Genomic DNA, 26,259 nt, shown 5'->3' with positions numbered 1-26,259 from the left:
CAGAGGTCAAAAACCATCTATCCCGGCAGCCCGTAATGTTTCACTCAAGGCCAGCACCTGCGGGTCGCGAAAAAAGGCGCTCAGTTGCGCCGCGCGACCCGGGCCTATGCCGTCTTCGGCCAGCCAGGCTTGAGTGTCTCTGGCGGCCAGGGTTTGCCAGCCGCCTTGTAGATTGTTGCGGGCCGTGGGCGGTACTCCCAGGGCCATCAGCCATTGCGCGAACGGTCGCTGCCGGGCGCTGCGCAAGCTGTCGAGTAAACGCGCACTGCTGCGTTCGCCGAAGCCATCAATGTTAGCAAGCTCTGCCTCATCCAGGGTTAACCAATCGAGCAGGCCGTCGATCAGGCCGGCCTGGATCAAGGTGTTCCAGGTTTCGCGGCCGATGTGTGGCAGGGCCAGGCCCTGGGCGCCGCTCAGCCAGGTCAGGCGCGCGAGCAGCTGTTCTTCGCAACCCGGGGCCAGTTGCCAGCAACTCAAGGGGTGGAAGTCCCTGGCCTGCGGGACCTGCAACTCGGCCCGTGGCTGGCTGCGCAGGATGACGCGGTCAAGGCGTGGGATGACGTGCCCGGCGAGGCTGATGGAAACCTGGTCGCCAGTACGAATATCCAGTTCCCGCCAGCGTTTCAGGGAACCGACACTGACCCGGCTGATCTTCCGGTCATCGAGCAGTACCGGTTCCAACTCCAGGATGGAGGTGATGCGCCCGGTGCGGCCAATCTTGAAGTGCACCTTGCGCACATGGGCCAATGCCTTGGCCACCGGGTACTTCCAGGCAACCGCCCAGTAGGGCGCGCTGACCCGCCAGCGCTCGGCCGGGGCCCGCTGGCCTTGATGCAATACCACGCCGTCGCTGGCGAAGGGCAGCGGGTGGCTGTACCAATAGCTGCGCCAGTGCGCCGCTTCGGTAATGTCCTTGATCGGGTGGCTGTAGCGCCCGCTGTCGGTGAAGCCCCATTGCGCCAGTTGGCTCAGCCGCTCGGAAAAGTCATCAGGGCCCTGGGGCCAGGCCCAGACAAACAGACCGATATTGGCGGCCTCGGCGTCGCTCAACTGCCGGCGATTCATCAGCCCGGCCACTTTGCCGCGGGCGCCGAGGCCACCTTTGGCAGCTTGCACATGGTCATTCAGTCGCCAATAGAGTTCGCCCTGCAACAGCAGGTCAACGGGCTCGGGCAGTTGCTGCACGATCCCCGGAATCCGGCGGGCGGAGGCTGACCAATCCTGGCCCAGCCGGCCATCGCCGCGACTGATGACCCGGCTCAACCGGCCCTTGCGGTAAACCAGCGTGACGGCGACGCCATCGACCTTGGGCTGGATCCACACGTCCTGGCGAGTCCCCAGCCAGGTTTGCACGGCGTTATCGTCCAGCAGTTTTTCCAGGCCGGTGTGGGGCGTCGGGTGGGCGGTCGTGCCTCGCGCGCTGCCCAGCGGGTCGTCCGTGACTGGGGCGGAGGGAGTGAAACACCTGCGCCATTGGGCAAGGCGCTGGCTGGCCTGGTCATACAGCTCATCGCTGATCAATGACTGGCCGAGCCGGTGGTAGCTGTCATCCCACAAGCGGATTTGTTGCGCCAGGGTGCTGATCTGGGCCCGGGCGTGATCGGCCTCCCAGTCGGGGCACCCCTGCGACCACGCAGTGAGTGGCGAGAAGCTGAGTAAAAGGAAAAACAGCCAGCGCATAAGTGACGTCATCATGAGCATCCTTGCTCTGAAAAGGGCGCCCAGCCTAAGCCATCCCAGCGGGCATAAAAAAGCCCCGCAACCGCGAGGCTTTTTACCCGATGTTTCTGCTCGTTTGAACAGAACGCCGGGGCTTTGTGTACACCGTAGGACGATTACAGGCCGGCGGCAGTACGCAGGTCGTTGGCACGGTCGGTCTTTTCCCAGGTGAACGTAGTGAACGTGTCGTTGCCGACAGTCTTCTGCTCAGGGGTACGACCGAAGTGGCCGTAGGCCGCAGTTTCCTGGTACATCGGGTGCAGCAGGTCGAGCATGGTGGTGATTGCGTAAGGACGCAGGTCGAAGATCTCACGCACCAGCTTGACGATCTTGTCGTCGCTGATCTTGCCGGTACCGAAGGTGTTCAGCGAGATCGACGTAGGCTGGGCCACACCGATTGCGTAGGACACCTGAATCTCGCAACGCTCGGCCAGGCCGGCGGCCACGATGTTCTTGGCCACGTAACGACCGGCGTAGGCCGCCGAACGGTCAACCTTGGATGGATCCTTGCCGGAGAACGCGCCACCGCCGTGACGGGCCATGCCGCCGTAGCTGTCGACGATGATCTTGCGACCGGTCAGGCCGCAGTCGCCCACCGGGCCACCGATGATGAACTGGCCGGTCGGGTTGATGTGGAACTGGGTGTCCTTGGTCAGCAGTTCGGCAGGCAGCACGTGCTTGACGATCAGCTCCATGACGCCTTCGCGCAGGTCGGCGTAGGAAACGTCCGGGTTGTGCTGGGTCGACAGTACCACCGCGTCGATGGCGACGACTTTGCCGCCTTCATAACGGCAGGTCACCTGGGACTTGGCGTCCGGGCGCAGCCATGGCAATGCACCGGATTTACGGGCTTCGGCCTGGCGCTTCACCAACTGGTGGGAGAAGGTGATCGGTGCCGGCATCAGCACGTCGGTTTCGTTGCTGGCATAGCCGAACATCAGGCCCTGGTCGCCGGCGCCCTGATCTTCAGGCTTGGCACGGTCGACACCCTGGTTGATGTCAGGGGACTGCTTGCCGATGATGTTCATCACGCCGCAGGTCGCACCGTCGAAGCCGACGTCGGAGCTGTTGTAGCCGATGTCGATGATCACATCACGCACGATCTGCTCCAGGTCTACCCAGGCAGAGGTGGTGACTTCGCCGGCGATGATCGCCACGCCCGTTTTCACCAGAGTCTCGCACGCCACTCGGGCGAACTTGTCTTCAGCGATGATGGCGTCCAGCACCGCGTCAGAGATCTGGTCGGCGATTTTGTCCGGATGCCCTTCAGACACGGACTCGGAGGTGAAAAGGGAGTATTCGCTCATCTCGATGTTTTCCTGATATTTACCGATGGTGAGTGTCGCCAGCCGGCCGCTGAAAATGGCGGACCTGAATCTGGAAACCATTACGTAAACCTACATAGAGGCTTTCCCCGGGAACGAGTCCCGCAGCGGTGGCCCAACGGGCCAGATCGTCCTGTTCAAAACCCAGCCAGAGATCACCGCAGGCTTCCCTGGCCCAACTCTGGTTGTGGCTGCATAAATCCGTGACCAACAGGCTGCCGCCTGGTTGCAGCAAATTCGCCATCTGCCTGAGGGCGTCTGCCGGGGCGGCGAAATGGTGCAGGACCATGTTCAGCACCACGCAATCGGCCCGCAGGCTGGTGTCATTCAGGGCGTCCGCCAACTGCAGGTGGACATTGCCCAGCGCTTCGCGCTCACACAATTGGCGGGCCAGCTCCAGCATCGCCGGGCTGTTGTCCAGCGCCGTGACCTGATGAAAGCGCCGCGCCAGCTCCGGCAGGAAGCCGCCATCACCCGGGCCCACTTCAACCGCCGTAGCCTCATCACTGAAGCTCAGCTTGTCCAAAAGTGCCAGCACGCTTTCGCGGTATTGCGCCAAGCCGGCGATCAGATCCTGCTGGGCGCGAAACTTCTCGGCTACCCGTGAGAAAAAGTCCTGGCTGGCGGCAGCACGTTGCCCGTGCACCTGGCTGATGCGCGACTGCACGTCAGCCGGCAGCGCCAGGCTGTCTATTTCTTCGAGCAGCGCGGCGTGCAGCTTGCCGCCCAGTTGCTCGGTGTGGGGCAGGGCGCGACGGTAAAAAATCGCATTGCCCTCGCGGCGGGTCGCCACCAGGTCGGCCTGGGCCAGTACCTTCAAGTGGTGGCTCATGCCGGATTGGCCGATGGCGAAGATCTGCGCCAGCTCCAGCACCCCGAACGAATCGTTGGTCAGCGCGCGCAACACATTCAGGCGCAACGGATCGCCACCGGCCTTGCACAGGGCTGCCAGCTCGTCGCTGTCGTCGGGTCGAATGGAAGGTGCGCTCAGGTTCATAAGGCCAGCAGTCTAGTGACGGTGGGAAAACCCCGCAAGGGCAATATCAAAAAGTTTTGATATTGGTCGATAATCGGTGGTTATAAGCAGCCGCTATAACCCATGGACGAAGCGGGGGGCGGTTTCTCCAGTCAATCCGCAGGAAAAACACCCCCAAGTGACTATCTGTCATTGCCCCGAGGGCCGTGGCTGAGGGAAAATGCCGATCCTTTTTTCCGTTTCTTTTATTCAACCTCCAGGAGATCAGCGATGCCCAGCCGTCGTGAGCGTGCCAACGCCATTCGTGCCCTCAGCATGGATGCCGTGCAAAAAGCCAACAGCGGCCATCCCGGTGCCCCGATGGGCATGGCGGATATCGCCGAGGTACTTTGGCGTGACTACCTGAAACACAACCCGAGCAACCCGTCGTTCGCCGACCGTGACCGGTTCATCCTGTCCAACGGCCACGGCTCGATGCTGATCTACTCGTTGCTGCACCTGACCGGCTACGACGTCACCATCGACGACCTGAAAAACTTCCGCCAGATCCACAGCCGCACCCCGGGCCACCCGGAATACGGCTACACCCCTGGCGTTGAGACCACCACCGGTCCACTGGGCCAGGGCCTGGCCAACGCCGTGGGTTTTGCCCTGGCTGAAAAAGTGCTGGCTGCGCAGTTCAACCGCCCGAACCACAACGTTGTCGACCACCACACCTACGTGTTCCTCGGTGATGGCTGCATGATGGAAGGCATTTCCCACGAAGTCGCCTCCCTGGCCGGTACCCTGGGCCTGGGCAAGCTGATCGCCTTCTACGATGACAACGGCATCTCCATCGACGGCGAAGTCGAAGGCTGGTTCACCGATGACACGCCGAAGCGTTTCGAAGCCTACAACTGGCAGGTGATCCGCAATGTCGACGGTCATGACCCGGAAGAAATCAAGATTGCGATCGAGACGGCCCGCAAAAGCGAGCAGCCGACCCTGATCTGCTGCAAGACCACCATCGGCTTCGGTTCGCCGAACAAGCAAGGCAAGGAAGACTGCCACGGCGCCCCACTGGGTGACGCGGAAATCGCCCTGACCCGCGCTGCGCTGAAGTGGAACCACGGCCCGTTCGAAATCCCGGCTGACATCTACGCCGAGTGGAACGCCAAGGAAGCCGGCCTGGCGGTCGAAGCCGAGTGGGACCAGCGTTTCGCGGCCTACTCCGCCGAATTCCCTGAGTTGGCCAACGAACTGGTTCGCCGCCTGGCCGGTGACCTGCCTGCCGACTTCGCTGAAAAGGCCTCGGCCTACATCGCCGAAGTGGCGGCCAAGGGCGAAACCATCGCCAGCCGTAAAGCCAGCCAGAACACCCTGAACGCGTTCGGCCCGCTGCTGCCTGAGTTCCTCGGCGGTTCGGCTGACCTGGCCGGTTCCAACCTGACCCTGTGGAAAGGTTGCAAAGGTGTCTCGGCGGAAGACGCCAGCGGCAACTACATGTACTACGGCGTGCGCGAGTTCGGCATGAGCGCCATCATGAACGGCGTTGCCCTGCACGGCGGCCTGGTGCCTTACGGCGCGACCTTCCTGATGTTCATGGAATACGCCCGCAACGCCGTACGCATGGCGTCGTTGATGAAGAAGCGTGTGATCTTCGTCTACACCCACGACTCCATCGGCCTGGGCGAAGACGGCCCGACGCACCAGCCGGTCGAGCAATTGACCAGCCTGCGCACCACGCCGAACCTGGACACCTGGCGCCCATCGGACGCGGTCGAATCGGCTGTGGCCTGGAAGCACGCAATCGAGCGCAAGGACGGCCCTTCGGCGCTGATCTTCTCCCGTCAGAACCTGCAGCACCAAACCCGCGACGCGGCGCAGATCGAAGGCATCAGCCGTGGTGGCTACGTGCTGAAAGACTGCATCGGCGAGCCGGAGCTGATCCTGATCTCCACCGGTTCCGAAGTGGGCCTGGCGGTTCAGGCGTACGACAAGCTGACTGCCGCCGGTCGTAACGTGCGTGTGGTTTCCATGCCGTGCACCAGCGTCTTCGAAGCCCAGGACGCCGACTACAAGCAATCGGTGTTGCCGTTGCAGGTCAGCGCACGTATCGCCATCGAAGCGGCTCACGCCGACTACTGGTACAAGTACGTGGGCCTGGAAGGTCGCGTGATCGGCATGACCACCTACGGTGAGTCGGCGCCGGCGCCAGCGTTGTTCGAAGAGTTCGGTTTCACCCTGGAAAACATCCTGGGTCAGGCTGAAGAGCTGCTGGAAGACTAAAGCGCGTCCCCTTGTAGGAGCGAGCTTGTTGTGGCGAGGGAGCTTGCTCCCGCTGGGCTGCGAAGCGGCCCCAAGCCGTGCGATCGAGATGTGTCAGATACACCTCGTCAGCCGGTCTGGGAGTGCTTCGCACTCCAGCGGGAGCAAGCTCCCTCGCCACACAAGCGAGTTCCTGCAAAGGTTTGTGTCGCCCACAATGCGAGAACCCCATGCCTCAACCGCGTCCCTACAAAGTTGCACTCAACGGCTACGGCCGGATTGGTCGTTGCGTCTTGCGTGCTCTGTTCGAGCGAGGGCCGGCGGCCGGGTTTGAAATTGTCGCGATCAACGATCTGGCGGACATGGCCAGCATCGAATACCTGACACGCTTTGACTCCACCCACGGCCGGTTCCCCGGCGAAGTGCGGGTCGAGGACGATTGTCTGCATATTAATGGCAACTGCGTGAAGGTCCTGCGCAGTGCCACCCCTGAGGGCATCGACTGGGCGGCGCTGGACGTCGACCTGGTGCTGGAATGCTCCGGTGCCTATCACACCCGTGCCGACGGCCAGCGGTTTCTCGACGCCGGCGCACCACGGGTCCTGTTTTCCCAGCCGATGGCCAGCGAGGCGGATGTCGACGCCACCATCGTCTACGGCGTGAACCAGGATTGCCTGACCGGTGCCGAATTGCTGGTGTCCAACGCCTCCTGCACCACCAACTGCGGCGTGCCGCTGTTGCGCCTGCTGGACCAGGCGATTGGCCTGGAATACGTGTCGATCACCACCATTCACTCGGCAATGAACGATCAGCCGGTGATTGACGCTTACCACCATGAAGACCTGCGCCGTACGCGTTCGGCGTTTCAGTCGGTGATTCCGGTGTCCACCGGCCTGGCGCGCGGTATCGAGCGACTGTTGCCGGAACTTGCCGGGCGAATCCAGGCCAAAGCCGTACGGGTACCGACGGTGAATGTGTCTTGCCTGGACATCACCATGCAAACCGTCAGCGACACCGATGCCGGCGAAGTCAACCGGATCCTGCGCGACGCCGCCACCAGCGGCCCGCTCAAAGGCCTGTTGGCCTACACCGAGTTGCCGCACGCCAGCTGTGATTTCAACCACGACCCGCATTCGGCCATCGTCGATGCCAGCCAGACCCGCGTTTCCGGCCCACGGCTGGTGAACATCCTGGCTTGGTTCGACAACGAATGGGGTTTTGCCAACCGAATGCTGGACGTTGCAGAACACTATCTGCAAACAGCCTCTCCACAACTTTAGCTCTCAGGAATTGCCCCCCATGACCGTGTTGAAGATGACCGACCTCGATCTGCAAGGTAAGCGCGTACTGATCCGCGAAGACCTCAACGTCCCAGTCAAGGACGGTGTTGTCACCAGCGATGCGCGAATCCTGGCCTCGCTGCCGACCATCAAGCTGGCCCTGGAAAAAGGTGCGGCCGTGATGGTCTGCTCCCACTTGGGTCGTCCGACCGAAGGTGAATTCTCGGCAGAAAACAGCCTCAAGCCTGTAGCTGAATATTTGAGCAAGGCCCTGGGCCGCGACGTGCCGCTGGTTGCCGACTACCTGAACGGTGTGGACGTGAAGGCTGGCGACGTCGTGCTGTTCGAAAACGTGCGCTTCAACAAGGGCGAGAAAAAGAACAGCGACGAACTGGCCCAGCAATACGCTGCCCTGTGCGACGTGTTCGTGATGGACGCCTTCGGCACCGCGCACCGTGCCGAGGGTTCGACCCACGGCGTGGCCAAGTTTGCCAAAGTTGCCGCAGCTGGCCCGTTGCTGGCGGCTGAACTGGACGCACTGGGCAAGGCCCTCGGCGCTCCGGCCCAACCGATGGCCGCCATCGTTGCCGGCTCCAAGGTGTCCACCAAGCTCGACGTGCTGAACAGCCTGAGCCAGATCTGCAACCAGCTGATCGTCGGCGGCGGCATTGCCAACACCTTCCTGGCTGCTGCCGGTCACCCGGTGGGCAAATCGCTGTACGAGCCGGACCTGCTGGACACCGCCCGCGCCATCGCCGCCAAGGTCAGCGTGCCGCTGCCGGTAGACGTGGTGGTGGCCAAGGAATTCGCTGAAAGCGCCGAAGCCACCGTCAAGCTGATCGCTGACGTTGCCGCTGACGACATGATCCTGGACATCGGCCCGCAAACTGCAGCCAACTTCGCTGAACTGCTGAAGTCGTCCAAGACCATCCTGTGGAACGGCCCGGTCGGCGTGTTCGAGTTCGACCAGTTCGGCAACGGCACCAAAGTGCTGGCCCACGCCATCGCTGAAAGCTCGGCATTTTCCATCGCTGGCGGTGGCGACACCCTGGCGGCCATCGATAAATATGGCGTTGCTGACCAGATCTCCTACATTTCTACGGGGGGTGGTGCGTTCCTCGAATTCGTTGAAGGCAAGGTACTGCCGGCTGTCGAAGTGCTGGAAAGCCGGGCCAAGGGATAAGGCACTTGCTGAGGAAAAGGAGCATTCCGATGATCAGGTCGTTGGCACTGGTGATTGCAGCGGGCCTGCTGGCCGGCTGCGGCAGCACGCCGAAAGCGGCGCCCGAGTCTGAAAAGGCCGGGGCGGCTCGGCAAAAGAGTTGCTATCAGGCTGACTGGCAAGCCGAAACCATGCCGGTGATCAACAAGCGCATCGGGCCGGACGGGTTGGAGAAATACGACTCTGCGCCCAACGGTCAGGAACAGGGTTGCCCTTGACGGGTCTGATTCACTAACCGACAGCCGCGGTGGCCGCAGGTCGCCGCTTGAGGATTGGCAATGAAAGGCGTTTTCGCCCTGGCGGCACTGGCGTTATTGGCCGGATGCACCAACCTGAACATGTTCGACAAGAAGGCAGAGCCGGCAGACAAGTGGACCACCTGGACGTGTGACAGCCAGGCGCAAGTCAACTGGCGGTTTGCCGACCAGGCCCGCACCCAGGTGGATGTGCGCCTCGGCGGCTCGGACCAGGTGTATCGCCTCAAGCAGGATGTGGCGGCCTCGGGCGTGCTGTACAGCGACGGCCAGTTGGCGTTTCACACAAAAGGTGAGGAAGGCCTGGTTTACTGGGTTGCCACCGATGATTTGATCGGGCGTGGCTGTAAAGCGCAATAACACGCCGCGATCACCTGTAGGAGCCGGCTTGCCGGCGATAGCGTCAGCCGCCATCGCCGGCAAGCCGGGTCCTACAGACAGGTTTAACGATTAAGCAGGGCAGGCTTTGAAAGCCTGACCTTCAATAACTTGAATAGCAGCCGCCGCTACGGCAGGCTTGCACGATTAACGACCCTCGACCGGGAGAGAGACTCACAATGGCACTTATCAGCATGCGCCAGATGTTGGACCACGCAGCCGAATTCGGCTATGGCGTTCCAGCCTTCAACGTCAACAACCTTGAGCAGATGCGCGCCATCATGGAAGCCGCTGACAAGACTGACTCTCCAGTGATCGTCCAGGCTTCGGCCGGCGCGCGCAAATACGCCGGTGCCCCGTTCCTGCGTCACCTGATCCTCGCCGCGATCGAAGAATTCCCGCACATCCCGGTGTGCATGCACCAGGACCACGGCACCAGCCCTGACGTGTGCCAGCGCTCCATCCAGCTGGGCTTCAGCTCGGTAATGATGGACGGTTCCCTGGGCGAAGACGGCAAGACCCCGACCGACTACGAATACAACGTACGCGTCACCCAACAAACCGTGGCCATGGCTCACGCCTGTGGCGTTTCGGTTGAAGGCGAACTGGGCTGCCTGGGTTCCCTGGAAACCGGCATGGCCGGTGAAGAAGACGGTATCGGCGCCGAAGGCGTACTGGATCACAGCCAAATGCTGACCGATCCGGAAGAAGCCGCCGACTTCGTGAAAAAGACCCAAGTTGACGCCCTGGCCATCGCCATCGGCACCAGCCACGGCGCCTACAAATTCACCAAGCCACCTACCGGCGACGTGTTGGCCATCGACCGCATCAAGGAAATCCACAAGCGCATCCCGAACACCCACCTGGTGATGCACGGTTCTTCCTCGGTACCGCAAGAGTGGCTGGCGATCATCAACCAGTACGGCGGCGACATCAAAGAAACCTACGGCGTGCCTGTTGAAGAAATCGTCGAAGGCATCAAGTACGGCGTGCGCAAGGTCAACATCGACACCGACCTGCGCCTGGCCTCCACCGGTGCAATGCGTCGCCTGATGGCCACCAACCCGAGCGAATTTGACCCACGTAAATTCTTCGGCGCTACCGTGACTGCCATGCGTGATGTATGTATCGCACGTTACGAAGCCTTCGGTACTGCGGGCAACGCTTCGAAGATCAAGCCGATCTCCCTGGAAGCGATGTACCAGCGTTACCTGAAAGGTGAGTTGAACGCCAAGGTCAACTAAGCCTTACGCGTTAATGAAAAGCCCGCAGCGATGCGGGCTTTTTTGTGGCTGAAATTTGATCAGGCAGCTGCGGGGGTGTCGAAGCCGCGGTATTCGATGACGCGGAATACGTCGCTTACGTCCTGCACCAGGATGCGGGCGGTGTTGGCTACGTGGTTCAGGTCACGCTCCGCAAAATCGGGCAGGCTGGAGCAGGCCATCAGGTTGAGGTGTTCGAGGGCGGCGTTGAGGCGTTCACGCAGGCAGGCGTGCAGGTCCTGCAGCGGAGCTTCGCTGTCGATCAGGAGTACCGGATATTCGGTGGCTGTTTCGGTGCAAGGGGTGAAACGGCGGGGCGGGAGTTCTGGCGTCATGGCAAATATTCCTCGTATCTAAAAAGGACTACCGCCGTTCGCTGCGAAACGAATGGGTGGTAGCTGTGTGCGGGTTCGCAGACCGAGGATACGAGGAACCCGGCAGACCCGAAGGTCTCCCACACACAGCCACCATAAAATAAACGACGGACGTAGAAGCGCTAGTCGTTGCATTCATGATGCTTGGTTACACACGTATCGTTAGGGCTGCGAAACCCTGTCGCCGTTCAATGCCGGCGACGGGGCGAACTATAAGCGGCGCTCCGATTCACCGCAACGGCCCTGTAGGACACAGGACCCATGTGGGAGACGGGCTTGCCCGCGATGGCGGTGTGCCAGTCGAAGAATAAGTTGGCTGATACACCGCCATCGCGGGCAAGCCCGGCTCCCACAGGGATAAGTGTTGTTTAAGTGATTGTGTTAATCACCGAATGATCCTTGGGTCCCTAGGACAGTGCCTACGAGATGTGAGGAGACTTAGTTCTCCACCAGCACCTTCGGATTCGAGTTACCCCACACCGTATACAGATCCGCCAGCAACGCACCGTTGATGTCTTCAACTTCCGCCTGGCTGGTCTCCACCGCGCCCTGCTTGCCGAACAACACCACTTCATCGCCGCTCTTCACGGTCGGCACGTCGGTGACATCGACCATCAGGGTGTTCATCGACACCTTGCCCACCACCGGCACCCGGTGCCCGTTGATCAGCACGATGCCTTTGTTGGTAAACGCGCGGCGATAGCCGTCGGAATAACCCACGGTGATGTTCGCCAGTTTCGAATCCCGCGCCAGGGTGTAGGTGCGGTCGTAGCCTACGGTGTTGCCTTTCGGGTAGCTGTTGACCGACGCCACGTGGGATTTGAACTGCATCACGCGCTTGTATTCGGTGAACGACGGTACGGTATCGCCAAACAGCAGGCCGCCCGGACGAACCATGTCCAGCCGCGACTCGGGCACTTCCAGGGTGGCGAAGGAGTTGGCGGCGTGCAGGGTGATTTTGCTGCGGTCGAGCTGGGCGACGTTGATCAGCCAGTTGGCTTGTTCGTTGAACGCCTTGAGGCCGGTGCGCACGTCGGCGGCGTCTTCGGCGGCGAAGTGGGTCATGATCGCCGTCACCTGCAGGTTTGGCACCTTGGTAATCGCTACGGCGTCGCGGCGGCCCTGGGCGGTGGTCATTTCCACACCGTTGCGGCTCATGCCGCTGGAGTTCAGGCCCAGGTGCACGACCAGTGGGCGGCCGTGGTTTTCGGCGATCAGGCTGGCGCGCACGGCGAAGTCCAGATTGCCCACCAGCTCTTCGACGTTATACGGCAACGCAGCTTCCAGCTCGCTCAGGGCGGCGGTGCGTACGCGGATCAGTTGGCCCTTGAAGCCGCTTTCACGGACCACGCGGGCTTCTTCGTTGCTGGCGATGCCGACGCAGGGCACGCCCAGTTTGATCACCGAGGGCATCAGTAAACCGATGCCGTGACCGTAGGCATCCGCCTTGAGCACGGCGCAGATTTTCGACTTGTCAGCGAGGCTGGCTTGCAGGATGCGGATATTGTTTTCGAAGGCGACCTTGTTGATTTCGACCCAGGCGTTGCTGTCCTGGATATTGACCTGGGCCACCCCGTCGGCCATCGAGAGGGGCGGGGCGGCGAAGGCCGGGTTTTGCAGCAGTGCCATGCCCATAGAGAGGGCGAGCAGGGTGCGGGAAAAGGGCATTGGGCAGTCTCCATGACTTTCTTGTAGGGGGTAGTGCGCGTGCGCGGCGCCATACTCGGATTGTCCTACAAGAAAGTCGAGACCCTGGGTCGCGGTTCTGTCCTAAAGCGTCGTGGGACCGGTCGCTGAAGCGAATCAGCTTCAGTCGTGATCAATGTCCAGCTTGGCAAACGTCACGCGGGCGCCTTCCTTGCTGTTGCCGCTGTTGTCCTGCACGTAGGCGCCGGCCTTGAAGTACAGCGGCTGTTTGCCCCACGCAGCACCGATGCGTTCGTTCCACTGCCCGTTGGCGGCGTCGACGCTCAGCAGGCCGGCCTTGTTCAGGTGGATGACGTAGGTGAAGTCGCGGTCCAGCGGTACGTTCTCGGCGACGATGATCACCCGGCCTTCCGACTCGTCAGGGCGCATGCGCACCTTGGCGACGATGTTGCCGGTCTGGGTTTTTTCCTTGTATTGGTATTCGACCTTGATCAGTGGCTTCTGGCTTTCGTAGGCGTGGATTTGACCGATCACCACCTTGCCGGACGACGGCACCTTGTTGACCGCCAACGTGGCACGCAGGAAATTGTCGGCGTCGCTGTACAGCCAGTTGCGCAGGCGGCCGTCGGCGTAGGTTTCCCGCAGTTCGCTGCGAGGGTAAACGGCGTTCTCGGTACGCGTGCCGGTCACCGGGGTCCAGAATTGCACGCTGCTGCCTTCGGCCTGGAAGTATTGGTCCTTGAACCCGCTGAGCAGTTTCGGCGTGTCGATGGTCGAGGGCGGGGAGCCGACGGGGATGCTCAGGTTCCAGGTGGACAGATCAATCATTGAATACGCCTTTAACGGGGAAAGAAGGCCTTGGCACGGGAGCCGGCACTTTCTTTATAGGTGGCTCGAAATGGATTGTTAATGGCTTTGTGGCGGATTGTTGGCGCCAATGAAATGTCAAAAAGCCATGTTTCCCGTAAACCGCGGGCTGTAGACACTGACCGTTAGTCGGTTGTCTGGGCTTTGGCGCAATGATGGCACCGTCGTGGCTTCTGCTTTATGGGATCCAGGGCTAGAGTGAGCCCTTATTGTTTATCCGGTTTTGTCGCAAAAATGACCGGAATGACTCCGACGAAAGAGAAGCAGCAATGGAATGCGCTCCAATCAAGCCTCGCGATGGTTGTTCAGTGCTTTTGGTGGTCGATGACTATCCCGAAAACCTGATCAGCATGCGTGCGCTATTGCAGCGTGAAGATTGGCATGTGGTGACGGCGGCCTCCGGGGTTGAAGCCTTGGGATTGCTGCTCGAACACGACGTCGACCTGGTGTTGCTGGATGTGATGATGCCCGGCATGGACGGGTTCGAGGTGGCCCGGCTGATGCGCGGCAGCCAGCGCACGCAACTGACCCCGATCATCTTTCTCAGCGCTCACGCCCAATCGCCAGCGGCGATGCTGGAAGGCTATGCCAGCGGCGCGATCGACTACCTGCTGAAACCCTTCGACCCGAATATCCTCAAGCCCAAGGTCCAGGCCCTGCTGGAGCACCAGCGCAACCGCCGTGCCTTGCAGCGCCTGAGTCACGATCTGGAATCGGCCCGGGCCTTCAATGCCTCGGTGCTCGACAACGCCGCCGAAGGCATCCTGGTGGTGGGCGAAGACGGCGTGATCAGCTACGCCAACCCGGCGATTTCGCGGCTGATCAATGCGCCGGTCGCTGAGATCCAGGGTGCCGAGTTCCTGGGCTTCCTACAGAAGCCCCATGTGCCTGGGTGGTCCGATTCTGCCTTGTATGAAGGCTACAAACGTGGTGAAACCTGGCGCCTGCACGACGCCATCTTGCGCACCGCGCCCGGCCAGCAGTTGCCCGTGGCGATGTCGTGCGCCCCGCTGCCGGCCGAGCAGAAAGCCATGGTGGTCACGGTGCTGGACATGTCCGAGGTGCGCCATCTGCATCAGCAACTGGAGTTCCAGGCCGTCACCGACCCGCTGACGGGCCTGCTCAATCGGCGTGGGTTTCACCAGTCGGTGGAGAATGTGCTGTTGCGCAGCGAGCGTAACGAGCAGTCGCTGGTGCTGCTGTACCTGGACCTGGACGGGTTCAAGCGGGTCAACGATTCCCTCGGCCACGACGCCGGAGACCGCGTGCTGCGCTGGGTCTCGGAACAGTTGAAGGCGTGCCTGCGCTCCTACGACATTCTCGGGCGCATGGGCGGGGATGAATTCACCGCGCTGCTGGAGCTGGAATTCCCGGAGCAGGCGGCCAAGATTGCGGAAAAACTGATCGAACGGGTGTCGATCTGTCAGCAGGTCGACGGTCTGGATGTGATGCTGGGCGTCAGTATCGGCATCGCCACTTTCCCGGACTGCGGCTCGGACCTCAACGGCCTGCTGCGCGCGGCCGACGTCGCGATGTACGAGGCCAAGCGCGCCGGGCGTCAGCAATATCGCTACTACGACCAGGAAATGAACGGCCGGGCCCGCTCGCGCCTGATGCTCGAAGACAGCGTACGCAGCGCCATCGACAGCAAGGATTTCACCCTGGTGTACCAGCCGCAGGTGTCGTTGCACGACGGCCATCTGCGGGGTGTCGAAGCGCTGCTGCGCTGGCAGCACCCGAGTGTCGGCGATGTGCCGCCGGGGCTGTTTCTGCCGTTGCTCGAAGAGGCGCGGCTGATCAGCCAGTTGAGCACCTGGATCTACCAGCAGGTGGCCGCCCAGCGGCAGGCATGGGCTGGGGTGTTCAGCGATGAGTTGGTCCTGAGCGTGAGCTTGAGCAGCAGCCAGTTCAATATGCCGAACCTGGCCAGCCAGCTGCAGCAGGTGCTGGAGCGACATGGGTTGCAAGGCCGGCAGCTTGAGGTGGAGATCAGTGAAGAAAGCCTGATGCACAACCTGGATGAGTCCACCAAGCAGCTCAAGCTGTTGCGCCGGGCCGGCGTGCGGATTGCCCTGGATGATTTCGGCGCGGGCAACTGCTCCCTGGCCCACCTGCGGGACCTGGAATTCGACACCCTCAAGCTCGACCCGAAGCTGATCGCCCGCCTGCCGGGTTCATCCCGGGACGCGGCGATGGCGCGCAGCATTATCGAATTGTGCCGGCATTTTGATCTGCTGGTGATTGCCGAAGGCGTCGAGACCCAGGAGCAAGTTGAGTGGCTCAAGGCCAACGGCTGCCAGTTCATCCAGGGCCCGCAGGTGGCGCCGCCGTTGATCGCGGATGAAATTGCCGACTGGCGCCTGCGCGCAGCGGCCCGCTGAATTCGCTACACTGGCGCCCATTCAAATACCCGTTGTTGACCCCATGACCGCGCTGAAATACCTCCAGGCCTACCCCCCAGCATTGCAGGAGCAAGTGCGCCAGTTGATTGCCAAGGACCAACTCGGCGACTACCTGACCCAGCGCTACCCCGAACGGCATGGCGTGCAGAGCGACAAAGCGCTGTACAACTACGCCCAGGCCCTGAAGCAGGAACATCTGCGCAACGCCCCGGCCATCGACAAGGTGTTGTTCGACAACCGCCTGGACCTGACCCACCGCGCCCTCGGCCTGCACACCACCATCTCCCGGGTGCAGGGTGGCAACCTCAAGTCGAAGAAAGAAATCCGTATCGCCTCGCTGTTCAAGGAAGCCGCGCCGGAATTTCTGCGCATGATCGTGGTACACGAACTGGCGCACTTCAAGGAATCGGACCACAACAAGGCGTTCTACAAACTCTGTGAATACATGTTGCCGGGCTACCATCAGGTGGAATTCGACCTGCGGGTGTACCTGACCTGGCGGGACCTGCAGGGCAAGCCCTGACCTTCAAAGGCGATCGAGCATGGATGTGAGCAAGACCAAAAGCAGCTTCTACCGGCGCCTGTATGTGGCGTACCTGATTGATAGCCAGCTGGCCAGCAGCGTCCCGGCACTGACCGAGGTGACGGGCATGCCCCGGCGTACTGCACAGGACACGATTGCGGCGTTGGCGGACCTGGATATTGTGTGTGAGTTTGAACAGGAAGACGGCGCCCGCAATCATGCCGGGCGCTATCGGATTCGTGATTGGGGCGCGATTGATCGGCGCTGGATCGAGGCGAACCTGGCGAGCATTAAACAGGTGTTGGGTTACCCCTGAAAGCTTGGGGTGACCGGGCTGACGCCTTCGCGAGCAAGCCCGCTCCCACATTCGACCGCATTCCAAAGGTGGAACTCGGTCAAATGTGGGAGCGGGCTTGCTCGCGAAGAGGCCCTCATGCCCGGCGCATGCCTATATGTGGAATGTCATCCTCCAGGTATTCCTCACCCGCCACCACAAACCCGTACCGCCCGTAATACCCTTGCAAATGCGCCTGGGCCGACAGATAGATCGGCACGTCGGGCCACTGTTTCTCTGCCTGCCTGAGGGCTTCGTCCATCATCTGGTGGCCCAGCCCGGTACCCCGCGCGCTGGGCGCAACGATCACCCGGCCGATCACCACATCACCACCTTGTGATTCAGGATCCAGCAGGCGCAGGTAGGCCTGCAGTTGACCATCATCCCAGGCCATCAGGTGATGGGTGTCACCGTCCAGGTCCTGGCCGTCGATGTCCTGGTACACGCATTTCTGCTCGACCACGAAGACCTCCGAGCGCAGGCGCAAAATGGCGTACAGCTGCTCCTTGCCCAGGTCACTGTGGTGTTTGCAGACCCATTCGACTGTCATGGTGTTCTCTCGGCTGATTGTCTGGTCAGGATAGTAAGCGCGCGGGAGGCGGGTGTCTAAATTGCGGTTTTTTTGTGAGTGAGATCAATTTGCCATCATTCTCTGCGTGCGACGCTGCCGTCTTTGTGTAATCTGCAGTACAGCTCATTGATGAGCTACTGTTAAATCCTCGGGTTGCCCCAGAGGTCAGGCCATAGAATGCCCGCCAAGGACTTGAGCATGCCGCGATTTTCTCGTGCCGTTGCTTTGATCGGTTTGTTGTTGCTGGCCCAGGCGGTGGCGGCAGAACGCTTGCGACTGGTGGCGGATGCCTGGCCGCCGTTCACTGACGCCACCCTGGTCAATGGTGGTTTGGCCACCGACATCGTGACCACCGCCCTGGCCCGTGCCGGCTATGCCAGTGAGTTTGAACAGGTGCCCTGGGCGCGGGCGCTGATGGGTGTGGGCGATGGGCGTTACGACGTATTGGTGAACGCCTGGTACGACGATGCGCGTACTCAGCTGGGGCAGTTTTCCGGCGAATACCTGCTCAACCGGGTGCTGTTTCTCAAGCGCCGCGACGATCCCATCGACTACCAGAACCTGGAGCAGTTGCACGACTACCCCGTCGCGGTGGTGCGTGGCTATGCGTATTCAGCGGCGTTCGATGCCGATCCGCAATTGCAGAAAGTCCCGGTGCATAACTTCGCCATGGCCGTGCGCATGCTGGCGGCGCAGCGGGTGCGGCTGACGCTGGAGGACGAATTCGTCGCCCGCTACTACCTGGCTCGGGAGTCCGCCACCGTGCGCAACGCGGTGGAGTTTTTGCCGGTGCCGCTGAGCGAAAACAGCCTTCACATTCTGGTTAGCCTGAAAAATCCTCAGCATCAGCAGATTGTTGCCGGGTTTGATCGGGAGATTGCCAGGATGAAGGCAGATGGCAGTTATGCGCGGTTGATGAAGCAGCACGGGATGTAGTGAGGCTAATGGCCCCTTCGCGAGCAAGCCCGCTCCCACATTCGACCGCATTCCAAAGGTGGAGCTCGGCCGAATGTGGGAGCGGGCTTGCTCGCGAAGAGGGTTCAGGCTTCGCTGGTATCTTTGATCAGGTGAGCCGCCAACGTGCGCAACGGCCCCAGTTGCCGGCAGATCAGCGCCAATTGCGTCTGCACCAGCCGCTGCCCTTCATCAATCTCATCCGGCATCTGCTCCAGATCCACTGCCAAGGCTTCCTCGGCATCACTCTGAATCGCAATTGGCTGCTTGTTCGCCAGCCCCGTGGCGATCTCGTCGATGCTCGCCGCCAGCGTCTTCCCGGCGCCTTCAATCAAGTGCTCGCGCACTTCCGCCGGCAGTTGGGTTTCCCGGTGGGCGCCCAGCCCCGACAGGTAGCTGAGCAGCGTGTGGGACAGCACCAGGAACCTGAACCCCACATCCGCCTCCTTACGGAAATGCCCCGGCTCCATCAGCATGTTCGCCAGGGTGGTGGACAGCGCGGCGTCGGCGTTGTGGGCATTGCGCCGGGCGAGGCGGTAAGCCAGGTCGTCGCTTTTGCCCGCGGCGTACTGCTGCATGATCTGGCGCAGGTAGATGCTGTTGCAGGTCAGGGTATTGGCCAGCACCTTGTTCAGGCGCCGGCCCTGCCAGTCCGGCAGGAACAGGAACACCGCCAGCCCGGCGATCAGGCTGCCGAGCAAGGTATCGAACAGCCGTGGCAGGAACAGCCCGTAGCCGTCGCCCACCTGGTTGAAGCAGAACAGCACCATCAGCGTGATCGCGGCGGTCGCCAGGGTGTAGCGCGTGGTACGGTTGATAAAGAACACCAGGCCGGCGGCGATGGCGAACATCGACTGGATCAGCGGGTTGGGGAACAGGTCGAACAGCGCCCAGGCGATGGTCAGGCCGATGGCGGTGCCGATGATCCGCTGGCCCAGCTTGCGCCGGGTGGCGCCGTAGTTTGGCTGGCACACGAACAGCGTGGTGAGGATGATCCAATAGCCTTGGGACGGGTGAATCAAGTGCACCATCCAGTAGCCGATACTCAGCGCCAGGGGCAGGCGCAGGGCATGGCGGAACAGCAACGAAGTCGGCGTCAACTGCGTGCGCAGGCGCGTCCACATTTCCTTGAGGTTGCGCGGTGCACGGTCCAGCAGGCTGCTGTCGGTGGCATCGGCCAGGCTGTCGGGGTTAGCGGCGTCGCCCAGCAGGCGGTCCAGGGTCGACAGGTTGGCCGCCAGGGCGCGCAGGGAGCGCAGCAGGCCGCGCCAGGCCGGGTTGCTCTGGATGCGCAGGTGTTCCAGGGAGGCGTTGAGGTCGCCCAGGGCTTCGGCGAAGCTGTCGTCATAAACGAACGGCTGGCGCATCTGGATCGATTCGGCCAGGGTCTGGCAGGCCTTGCCTTGCTGGCGCAACAGGCGCTGGCAGCGGAACAGCACGTCGCTGTGGAAGAAGGCTTCGGCGAGGGCGTTGTAAGGGTAGTGCGACGAGCTGGCGCGCTCGTGGATGTCCTGGGCCAGGAAGTACAGCTTGAGGTAGCGGCTGACCTTGGAGCCCGGGCGACCATTGCCGACCCGGTGCAGGATGATCTCTTTGGCGGCGTTCAGTGCTGCCACCACCCGGCCGTTCTGCTGCGCCAGTTCCAGGCGCCGCGCTTCCACATCCAGTTGGCGGATCGGTTCGAACAGCGACGACTTGAGCTTGAGGTAGCGTCCCAGCTCGCGAAACAGTCGCGCCAGGCTCTGCTGCACCGGCTGGTTGGAAAACAGCACCTGCCACAACACCGACAGCGCGCCATACCACGCGGCGCCGGCCACCAGCAGCAAGGGTTCATGCCAGAAGTCGGTGACGGCGCCACCGCGCTGGTCCACGCCGATCATGGTGTAGACCGAGAGAATCAGGGTGGCCGAAGCGATCGCCCCATAACGCTCGCCGAGGGCACCGAGCATGGTCAGGCCGAAGCTGGACAGAGCCAGGAAGATCGCGAAGATCCAGGGATAAGGGAAAAGCAGTTCGACGGACAGTGCCGCAGTGCTGAAGCACACCAGTGTCACGGCCAGGGCGTTGAGCCGGCCCTGCCAGTTGTCATCGGTCTCGGCCAGGGCGCTGGCGATAATGCCCAGGAACAGCGGGATCAGCAGCGCCATTTCATTCTGGTACCAGCACAGCGCCATGCTGCCGGTCAGGGCGATGAATACCCGTACGCTGTAACTGAACTTATCCAGTGCCCAAAGGCGCCGCATGGACTGCTTGAAGGAGGTCGATGACATGAAGTCTGGGGTCTTCCGGGACGATGCCGCTAAATTGAGCCAGTAATGACGCCACGGCAAGCGTGGCGATCACATCTGAGAGCAAAATTTATTCCAGTCATTACTTCCAAGCACACCACGAACCAAATGTGGGAGCGGGCTTGCTCGCGAAGGCGGTGTATCAGTCACTGATGTATTAGCTGACACTCCGCCTTCGCGAGCAAGCCCGCTCCCACATTTTTTTACCGCGTTCCGTCAGGCAAATTGGGCAGCGGCATAACCGGAAGCCCACGCCCACTGGAAATTGAACCCGCCCAGGTGACCGGTCACATCCAGCACTTCTCCGATGAAGTACAAACCAGGGCTTTTCAGGGATTCCATGGTCTTGGACGAGACTTCCCGGGTGTCCACGCCACCCAGGGTGACCTCGGCGGTGCGATAGCCTTCAGTACCCGCCGGCACCAGTTGCCAGCTCCCCAGTTTGCCGGCGATGTCGGCAATCTCGGCGTGGGTGTACTGCTTCATCGGCTTGGAAACGAACCAGGTTTCCGCCAGCAGGTTGGCCATCTTCTTGGTGAAGATCTCACCCAGCAGGGTTTTCAGCTCGCTGTTCGGGCGCTCCACCTGTTGCGCTTGCAGCCAGGTGTGGGCGTCGTGATCGGGCAGCAGGTTGATTTCCACGGTGTCGCCGGGTTCCCAGTAGGAGGAAATCTGCAGGATCGCCGGCCCGCTCAGGCCGCGGTGGGTAAACAGGATGTTCTCGCGAAAGCTTTGGTCGTTGCAGCTCACCAGGCAATCCACGGACGTACCGGACAGCTCGCCGCACAATTCCTTGAGCTGGTCGGTGATGGTGAACGGCACCAGCCCGGCGCGGGTTGGCAGCAGTTCATGGCCGAACTGCTTGGCCACTTGATAACCAAAGCCGGTGGCCCCCAGGGTCGGGATCGACAGCCCGCCGGTGGCGATCACCAGTGATTCGCAGCGCAACTCACCCAGGGTGGTTTGCAACTGATAGCCGCCATCGACCTTGGCAATCTCCTGCACCGAGGTGTCCAGGTGCATGCTCACGCCGACCTGGATGCACTCATCCAGCAGCATCCCGAGGATGTCGCTGGACTTGTTGTCGCAGAACAGCTGGCCGAGTTTTTTCTCGTGGTACGGCACGCCGTGCTTGGCCACCAGCGCGATGAAATCCCACTGGGTGTAGCGGGCCAGGGCGGACTTGCAGAAGTGCGCGTTGTGGGAGAGGAAGTTGGCAGGCTCCGTGTACATATTGGTGAAGTTGCAGCGGCCACCGCCGGACATCAGGATCTTTTTGCCGGCCTTGTTCGCGTGGTCGATCAACATCACCTTGCGCCCACGCCCGGCGGCGGTCAGCGCACACATCAAGCCTGCGGCGCCGGCGCCAATGATCACAACTTCGGTCGAGCGCACAGCCATGTCCTCATACAAATTCTGAATTGGAATACAGTCAAATGTGGGAGCGGGCTTGCTCGCGAATGCACAGTGTCAGTCACCGAATCTGTCGACTGATATACCGCATTCGCGAGCAAGCCCGCTCCCACATTTTTGATCTCGGTATAGCTTGAGATCTTTACAGGATACGCACGCGCAACGAACGGCCTTTGATCTTGCCGTCATTCAAACGCTGCAATGCCTGCTTGGCGATCCCGCGTTCAACGGCCACGAACGCCTGGAAATCAAAGATCGCGATCTTGCCGACCTGGGCCCCCGGGATCCCGGCTTCACCGGTCAGTGCGCCAAGGATGTCGCCCGGGCGAACCTTGTCTTTACGGCCGGCGGCAATGCACAGGGTGCTCATCACCGGCAGCAACGGGCCGCCGCTCTGAGGCTTGAGGTTGTCCAACTGGTCCCAGTTCAGCGGCGACTTCTGCAACTGCTCGATGGCCTGGGCGCGGTGGGCTTCAGACGGGGCAACCAGGCTGATAGCGATGCCAGTCTCACCCGCGCGACCGGTACGGCCCACGCGGTGAATGTGGATTTCCGAGTCGCGGGCCAGTTCGACGTTGATCACCATGTCCAGTGCATCAATGTCCAGGCCACGGGCGGCAACGTCAGTGGCGACCAGTACCGACGTACTGCGGTTGGCGAACATCGCCAGTACCTGGTCACGGTCGCGCTGTTCCAGGTCGCCATGCAGGCCAACGGCGGAGATGCCCTTGGCGGTCAGGTGATCCACGGTTTCCTGCACTTGCTGCTTGGTAAAGCAGAAGGCTACGCAAGACGCCGGGCGGAAATGCGCCAGGACCTTGGTCACCGCGTCCATGCGCTCTTCCGGAGAAATCTCGTAGAAGCGCTGCTCGATCTGATCGTCCGAGTGGAACGCTTCGGCCTTGACCTGTTGCGGCGCGCGCATGAATTTCGAGGCCAGTTGCTTGATGCTCACCGGGTAGGTGGCCGAGAACAGCAGGGTCTGGCGGCGGGCCGGGGTCTTGCTGATGATGTCTTCGATGGCGTCGTAGAAGCCCATGTCGAGCATGCGGTCGGCTTCATCGAGGATCAGCGTGTTCAAGCCGTCCAAAACCAGCGAACCCTTGCGCAGGTGCTGCTGGATGCGGCCCGGGGTGCCAACGATGACGTGGGCGCCGTGCTCCAGGGAAGCGATCTGCGGGCCGAGGGACACGCCGCCGCACAGGGTCAGCACCTTGATGTTGTCTTCGGCGCGGGCCAGGCGACGGATTTCCTTGGCCACCTGGTCAGCCAGCTCGCGGGTCGGGCACATGACCAGTGCCTGGCAACCGAAGTAGCGCGGGTTGATCGGGTTCAGCAGGCCGATGCCGAAGGCTGCGGTCTTGCCGCTGCCGGTCTTGGCCTGGGCAATCAGGTCCAGCCCTTTGAGGATCACCGGCAAGCTTTGCGCCTGGATCTGCGTCATCTCGACATAACCCAGCGAGTCGAGGTTAGCCAGCATGGCGGCGGACAGGGGCAAAGTATTAAAAGCGGTGGCGATGGTAGTCACGGGACTGGCTCTGCAAAACAAAATGTCGCGCAGTGTACCAGCCTCGTGGGATTTTCCCTGCAAGTTCTAGACGAGAAGCCTGTTAATGCTCAATGTCGTGCTCACGGCTGACCACGCGTTTGCCGTCTTTTGGCGACAATTGCAGGAAGATCGCCGCCGCCAGCATCGCCATGATGCCCACGGTGACGAAGGTCAACTGGAACGCCCCAAGCACCGTATCGACCCCGTCGTTGCCCACTTCGGCGGTAAAACCACCCAGCAGCGCACCGGCGCAGGCCACTCCAAGGCTCAGGGACAACTGCGCCACCACCGACAGCAAACTGTTGCCGCTGCTGGCCTGGGCGTCGTCGAGGTCGATCAGGGTCACGGTGTTCATCGCGGTGAATTGCAGCGAGTTGATCGCCCCGAGGATCGCCAGCATGCTCAGCAGCAGCGGGTAGGGCGTGTGTTCGCTGACCAGGCCCATGCTCGCCAGCATGATGCCCAGCGCCAGGGTGTTGCCGGTCAGCACCACGCGGTAGCCCAGGCGCTCGATCAGCGGCCGGGCGATGGACTTGGCAAACATCGCCGCCGCCGCCAGGGGCAGCATGCTCATCCCGGCTTCGGACGGTGAGTAACCGAGCGCCACCTGCAGCAACAGCGGCACCAGGAACGGCAACGCGCCGCTGCCCAGGCGAGCGAACAGGTTGCCGAGGATGCCCACCGCAAAGGTCCGGGTCTTGAACAGCACCGGCGAGAACAGCGGGTTGTCGATATGCCCGGCGCGCAGCCAGTACGCCGCCAGGCATGCGAGGCCGCCGAACAGCAGCAACATCACCCGCAGGTGCGGCAGGTGCAATTCGCCGAGGCCTTCCATGGCGATAGTGATCAGCACCATCGCCGCGCCGAACAGCAGGAAACCCACGCCGTCGAACCGCGTACGTTCGCTGCCGCGCAGGTCGGGGATGAATTTCCAGACGGCGTAGCAGCCGATGATGCCCACCGGCAGGTTGATCAGGAAGATCCAGTGCCAGGTCAGGTATTGCACCATCCAGCCGCCCATGGTCGGGCCGAGCAGTGGGCCGAGCAGCCCGGGAATGGTGATGAAACCCATGATCCGCACCAGCTCCGAACGTGGGTAGGCGCGCAGCACCACCAGCCTGCCCACCGGCAACATCAACGCACCGCCCAGGCCCTGGATCACCCGGGCGCCCACCAGCATGGTCAAGGTGCTGGAGAGTGCGCAGAGCAATGAGCCAATGCTGAACAGCATGATCGCGCCGAAGAAGATCTTCTTGGTGCCGAAGCGGTCGGCCACCCAACCCGAGGCGGGAATCAGCAGGGCCACGGTGAGCATGTAGGCAATCACTACGCCTTGCATGCGCAAGGGGTTCTCCGCCAGGTCTCGAGCCATGGCCGGCAAGGCGGTGTTGAGAATCGTCCCATCCAGCGACTGCATGAAGAAGGCAATCGCTACCACCCAGGGTAGCCAGCGGGCGGTCTTGGCATCGAGAGGGGCGCGATTCGGCATGAGTTACCTTTTTGTTAGCAGCCTATGTGTCGGCGATTATGCGCCATCGGCGGCTCCTTTTCCCACAGGCCCTTCGTCTATATCTGACAACTCCACGTGTTTGCCCACCAGGAAATCAATCAGCGCGCGGTGCACGGCCAGGGCCGCTTCGCGGGATTCCAGGTCAAGCAAATGGCCAGTGTGCTCGGCGGTGGCGAAGCTGCTGCGGCCTACGTATTTCTTGAACAGTTGGGCTTCGTCTGCCGGGGTGTACTCGTCCAGCACGCCGTTGAGGAAGTGCACCGGGGTTTCGATCCGGGTCAGTTGCGGCAGGTAGTTGCCGTCACCCAGCGCCAGCACCTGATGGATATGGAAGCGTGCCTGGCGATACTCGGTGGTGGCCATGGTCGACAGGTGCCGGTGATTGTTGCGCTTGAGCCGGGGCGACAGGTATTTGCCCACGGTTTCATTCAGTAGATGGCCGACGGCGGATTTGTCATCGGCCTCGATCAGCACGCGCACCCGCTCTACGTATTCGAGCATGGCCTGGTTGAGGTTGGGCGCCAGTGCCATCACCACCGAGCTTTCAATCGACGGCGGGTTGTGGGCGAGGGTCAGCAGCGTGGAAATCCCCCCCCATGAGGCAGACACCAGGTGGTTGACCTCAAAGCGTTCCACCAGGGCGCGCAGGATCTGCACTTCATCGTCCTTGGTCACAAGGTCGAGGTCGGTGTTGTGCGGGCGTGAATAGCCGGAGAACGGCAGGTCGAACATCAGCACATTGAAGTGCTCGGACAGGCACTTGCTGGTGCGTGCAAACGAGCGGGTGGTGGACAGCGCGCCGTTGACCAACAGCACGGTTTTCTTCTCTGGGTTGTTACCAAGCTGCTCTACGTGAACGTTGTAGTGCTTGAACAGCTTTTCAATGACAAAACTTCCATGGTTCATGTCAACGCTCCAGCTTGCCCTATCCCAGGCAAGGTCGTGCATCACTTGCGTGCAAGTGGGTTGAGGACGGCGGGGTGTTGTTTGAGTTTTTTTACCGCGCGGACGTGGCTAGGTGCCACCAACCTTTATAACGAGGTTTTTCGCGAGCGACAACTGGCCGGACGGCCAGGTGTCTGGAGTGGGCTTTTGAGGCTGAACCGAATCAAAATATGGAATGCGATCAACTGTGGGAGCGGGCTTGCTCGCGAATGCGGTACC

The 26,259-nt window shown here is 61.6% G+C and carries 22 protein-coding genes; 10 read left to right on the top strand and 12 right to left on the bottom strand.

Translation table 11 applies throughout. The annotated features are described in order from the left end of the window. Positions 1–6: 6 nt before the first annotated feature. The 3 genes from ligB to HX801_RS15070 form a co-directional block, all read right to left on the bottom strand. Positions 7–1,692 (bottom strand): NAD-dependent DNA ligase LigB, encoded by a 1,686-nt coding sequence (gene ligB, locus HX801_RS15080; protein ID WP_256344262.1) that lies wholly within the window; start codon positions 1,690–1,692, stop codon positions 7–9. 143 nt (positions 1,693–1,835) lie between these two features. Next, a complete protein-coding gene (gene metK / locus HX801_RS15075; protein ID WP_003216863.1) occupies positions 1,836–3,026 on the bottom strand; it encodes a methionine adenosyltransferase in 1,191 nt (396 codons plus the stop codon). Between the two features lie 19 nt (positions 3,027–3,045). Then, complete coding sequence (locus HX801_RS15070; RefSeq protein ID WP_003216864.1) at positions 3,046–4,041, bottom strand: metalloregulator ArsR/SmtB family transcription factor; 996 nt, start codon at positions 4,039–4,041, stop codon at positions 3,046–3,048. A 249-nt stretch (positions 4,042–4,290) separates the two neighbouring features. Here HX801_RS15070 and tkt point away from each other — a divergent pair, with 249 nt between their 5' ends. From tkt to fba, 6 genes are all read left to right on the top strand, one after another. Further along, positions 4,291–6,288 carry a transketolase gene (gene tkt / locus HX801_RS15065; RefSeq protein ID WP_008434079.1) on the top strand — a complete coding sequence of 666 codons (1,998 nt, stop codon included), beginning with the start codon at positions 4,291–4,293 and terminating at the stop codon, positions 6,286–6,288. Between the two features lie 209 nt (positions 6,289–6,497). Next, complete coding sequence (gene epd / locus HX801_RS15060) at positions 6,498–7,547, top strand: erythrose-4-phosphate dehydrogenase (protein WP_008434077.1); 1,050 nt, start codon at positions 6,498–6,500, stop codon at positions 7,545–7,547. Between the two features lie 19 nt (positions 7,548–7,566). Further along, positions 7,567–8,730: a phosphoglycerate kinase gene (locus tag HX801_RS15055; RefSeq protein ID WP_177022313.1), complete on the top strand. Its 1,164-nt coding sequence runs from the start codon at positions 7,567–7,569 to the stop codon at positions 8,728–8,730. Positions 8,731–8,759: 29 nt separating this feature from the next. Beyond that, positions 8,760–8,987, top strand: coding sequence for a hypothetical protein (locus HX801_RS15050; RefSeq protein ID WP_008434073.1), 228 nt, complete (start codon positions 8,760–8,762; stop codon positions 8,985–8,987). A gap of 60 nt (positions 8,988–9,047) precedes the next feature. Continuing rightward, complete coding sequence (locus HX801_RS15045) at positions 9,048–9,383, top strand: MliC family protein (RefSeq protein ID WP_003216869.1); 336 nt, start codon at positions 9,048–9,050, stop codon at positions 9,381–9,383. 197 nt (positions 9,384–9,580) lie between these two features. After that, entirely contained in the window at positions 9,581–10,645 is a 1,065-nt protein-coding gene (fba, locus tag HX801_RS15040; protein ID WP_003177554.1) for a class II fructose-bisphosphate aldolase, read from the top strand. A gap of 59 nt (positions 10,646–10,704) precedes the next feature. On the opposite strand, the gene HX801_RS15035 is transcribed toward fba, so the two are convergent. The 3 genes from HX801_RS15035 to HX801_RS15020 form a co-directional block, all read right to left on the bottom strand. Continuing rightward, on the bottom strand, positions 10,705–10,998 hold the full coding sequence (locus HX801_RS15035; RefSeq protein ID WP_087693224.1) for a fructose-bisphosphate aldolase: 294 nt from the start codon (positions 10,996–10,998) through the stop codon (positions 10,705–10,707). Between the two features lie 477 nt (positions 10,999–11,475). Further along, a complete protein-coding gene (gene alr, locus HX801_RS15025) occupies positions 11,476–12,705 on the bottom strand; it encodes an alanine racemase (RefSeq protein WP_177022312.1) in 1,230 nt (409 codons plus the stop codon). Between the two features lie 141 nt (positions 12,706–12,846). Continuing rightward, positions 12,847–13,512, bottom strand: coding sequence for a polysaccharide lyase family 7 protein (locus HX801_RS15020; RefSeq protein ID WP_003216876.1), 666 nt, complete (start codon positions 13,510–13,512; stop codon positions 12,847–12,849). A 308-nt stretch (positions 13,513–13,820) separates the two neighbouring features. Here HX801_RS15020 and HX801_RS15015 point away from each other — a divergent pair, with 308 nt between their 5' ends. Genes HX801_RS15015 through HX801_RS15005 form a run of 3 tightly spaced genes read left to right on the top strand, consistent with a single transcriptional unit; the run spans position 13,821 to position 16,792 of the window. After that, positions 13,821–15,932 (top strand): bifunctional diguanylate cyclase/phosphodiesterase, encoded by a 2,112-nt coding sequence (locus tag HX801_RS15015; RefSeq protein ID WP_087693222.1) that lies wholly within the window; start codon positions 13,821–13,823, stop codon positions 15,930–15,932. Positions 15,933–15,975: 43 nt separating this feature from the next. Then, the gene (locus HX801_RS15010) at positions 15,976–16,476 is read left to right on the top strand and encodes a M48 family metallopeptidase (RefSeq protein ID WP_087693221.1); all 501 of its coding nucleotides are present in this window, start codon (positions 15,976–15,978) and stop codon (positions 16,474–16,476) included. 19 nt (positions 16,477–16,495) lie between these two features. Next, on the top strand, positions 16,496–16,792 hold the full coding sequence (locus HX801_RS15005; protein ID WP_008434063.1) for a helix-turn-helix domain-containing protein: 297 nt from the start codon (positions 16,496–16,498) through the stop codon (positions 16,790–16,792). 115 nt (positions 16,793–16,907) lie between these two features. Here HX801_RS15005 and HX801_RS15000 read toward each other — a convergent pair whose 3' ends face one another. Then, positions 16,908–17,360 carry a GNAT family N-acetyltransferase gene (locus HX801_RS15000; protein WP_003216885.1) on the bottom strand — a complete coding sequence of 151 codons (453 nt, stop codon included), beginning with the start codon at positions 17,358–17,360 and terminating at the stop codon, positions 16,908–16,910. A 219-nt stretch (positions 17,361–17,579) separates the two neighbouring features. On the opposite strand from HX801_RS15000, the gene HX801_RS14995 reads away from it, so the two are divergent. Continuing rightward, complete coding sequence (locus HX801_RS14995) at positions 17,580–18,317, top strand: ABC transporter substrate-binding protein (protein ID WP_102370074.1); 738 nt, start codon at positions 17,580–17,582, stop codon at positions 18,315–18,317. Positions 18,318–18,421: 104 nt separating this feature from the next. On the opposite strand, the gene yccS is transcribed toward HX801_RS14995, so the two are convergent. The 5 genes from yccS to HX801_RS14970 form a co-directional block, all read right to left on the bottom strand. After that, positions 18,422–20,605 (bottom strand): YccS family putative transporter, encoded by a 2,184-nt coding sequence (yccS, locus tag HX801_RS14990; protein ID WP_003216889.1) that lies wholly within the window; start codon positions 20,603–20,605, stop codon positions 18,422–18,424. A gap of 234 nt (positions 20,606–20,839) precedes the next feature. Continuing rightward, the gene (locus HX801_RS14985) at positions 20,840–22,018 is read right to left on the bottom strand and encodes an NAD(P)/FAD-dependent oxidoreductase (protein WP_102604416.1); all 1,179 of its coding nucleotides are present in this window, start codon (positions 22,016–22,018) and stop codon (positions 20,840–20,842) included. A 160-nt stretch (positions 22,019–22,178) separates the two neighbouring features. Continuing rightward, positions 22,179–23,516 carry an ATP-dependent RNA helicase DbpA gene (dbpA, locus tag HX801_RS14980; RefSeq protein WP_236260841.1) on the bottom strand — a complete coding sequence of 446 codons (1,338 nt, stop codon included), beginning with the start codon at positions 23,514–23,516 and terminating at the stop codon, positions 22,179–22,181. Positions 23,517–23,646: 130 nt separating this feature from the next. Further along, positions 23,647–25,074 (bottom strand): multidrug transporter subunit MdtD, encoded by a 1,428-nt coding sequence (mdtD, locus tag HX801_RS14975; protein WP_003216894.1) that lies wholly within the window; start codon positions 25,072–25,074, stop codon positions 23,647–23,649. A gap of 36 nt (positions 25,075–25,110) precedes the next feature. Then, entirely contained in the window at positions 25,111–26,001 is an 891-nt protein-coding gene (locus tag HX801_RS14970) for an alpha/beta fold hydrolase (protein ID WP_102604368.1), read from the bottom strand. Positions 26,002–26,259 lie beyond the last annotated feature (258 nt).

It is taken from the genome of Pseudomonas sp. G1002 (genome assembly GCF_013385455.1).
Taxonomy (GTDB): domain Bacteria; phylum Pseudomonadota; class Gammaproteobacteria; order Pseudomonadales; family Pseudomonadaceae; genus Aquipseudomonas.
This window is presented reverse-complemented; position numbering and strand designations above follow the sequence as displayed.

Bases quoted from the DNA above. Each gene is read 5' to 3' on its own strand.
- ligB (WP_256344262.1), bottom strand. From the start codon at position 1,692: ATGACGTCACTTATGCGCTGGCTGTTTTTCCTTTTACTCAGCTTCTCG.
- metK (WP_003216863.1), bottom strand. From the start codon at position 3,026: ATGAGCGAATACTCCCTTTTCACCTCCGAGTCCGTGTCTGAAGGGCAT.
- HX801_RS15070 (WP_003216864.1), bottom strand. From the start codon at position 4,041: ATGAACCTGAGCGCACCTTCCATTCGACCCGACGACAGCGACGAGCTG.
- tkt (WP_008434079.1), top strand. From the start codon at position 4,291: ATGCCCAGCCGTCGTGAGCGTGCCAACGCCATTCGTGCCCTCAGCATG.
- epd (WP_008434077.1), top strand. From the start codon at position 6,498: ATGCCTCAACCGCGTCCCTACAAAGTTGCACTCAACGGCTACGGCCGG.
- HX801_RS15055 (WP_177022313.1), top strand. From the start codon at position 7,567: ATGACCGTGTTGAAGATGACCGACCTCGATCTGCAAGGTAAGCGCGTA.
- HX801_RS15050 (WP_008434073.1), top strand. From the start codon at position 8,760: ATGATCAGGTCGTTGGCACTGGTGATTGCAGCGGGCCTGCTGGCCGGC.
- HX801_RS15045 (WP_003216869.1), top strand. From the start codon at position 9,048: ATGAAAGGCGTTTTCGCCCTGGCGGCACTGGCGTTATTGGCCGGATGC.
- fba (WP_003177554.1), top strand. From the start codon at position 9,581: ATGGCACTTATCAGCATGCGCCAGATGTTGGACCACGCAGCCGAATTC.
- HX801_RS15035 (WP_087693224.1), bottom strand. From the start codon at position 10,998: ATGACGCCAGAACTCCCGCCCCGCCGTTTCACCCCTTGCACCGAAACA.
- alr (WP_177022312.1), bottom strand. From the start codon at position 12,705: ATGCCCTTTTCCCGCACCCTGCTCGCCCTCTCTATGGGCATGGCACTG.
- HX801_RS15020 (WP_003216876.1), bottom strand. From the start codon at position 13,512: ATGATTGATCTGTCCACCTGGAACCTGAGCATCCCCGTCGGCTCCCCG.
- HX801_RS15015 (WP_087693222.1), top strand. From the start codon at position 13,821: ATGGAATGCGCTCCAATCAAGCCTCGCGATGGTTGTTCAGTGCTTTTG.
- HX801_RS15010 (WP_087693221.1), top strand. From the start codon at position 15,976: ATGACCGCGCTGAAATACCTCCAGGCCTACCCCCCAGCATTGCAGGAG.
- HX801_RS15005 (WP_008434063.1), top strand. From the start codon at position 16,496: ATGGATGTGAGCAAGACCAAAAGCAGCTTCTACCGGCGCCTGTATGTG.
- HX801_RS15000 (WP_003216885.1), bottom strand. From the start codon at position 17,360: ATGACAGTCGAATGGGTCTGCAAACACCACAGTGACCTGGGCAAGGAG.
- HX801_RS14995 (WP_102370074.1), top strand. From the start codon at position 17,580: ATGCCGCGATTTTCTCGTGCCGTTGCTTTGATCGGTTTGTTGTTGCTG.
- yccS (WP_003216889.1), bottom strand. From the start codon at position 20,605: ATGTCATCGACCTCCTTCAAGCAGTCCATGCGGCGCCTTTGGGCACTG.
- dbpA (WP_236260841.1), bottom strand. From the start codon at position 23,516: ATGCTGGCTAACCTCGACTCGCTGGGTTATGTCGAGATGACGCAGATC.
- mdtD (WP_003216894.1), bottom strand. From the start codon at position 25,074: ATGCCGAATCGCGCCCCTCTCGATGCCAAGACCGCCCGCTGGCTACCC.
- HX801_RS14970 (WP_102604368.1), bottom strand. From the start codon at position 26,001: ATGAACCATGGAAGTTTTGTCATTGAAAAGCTGTTCAAGCACTACAAC.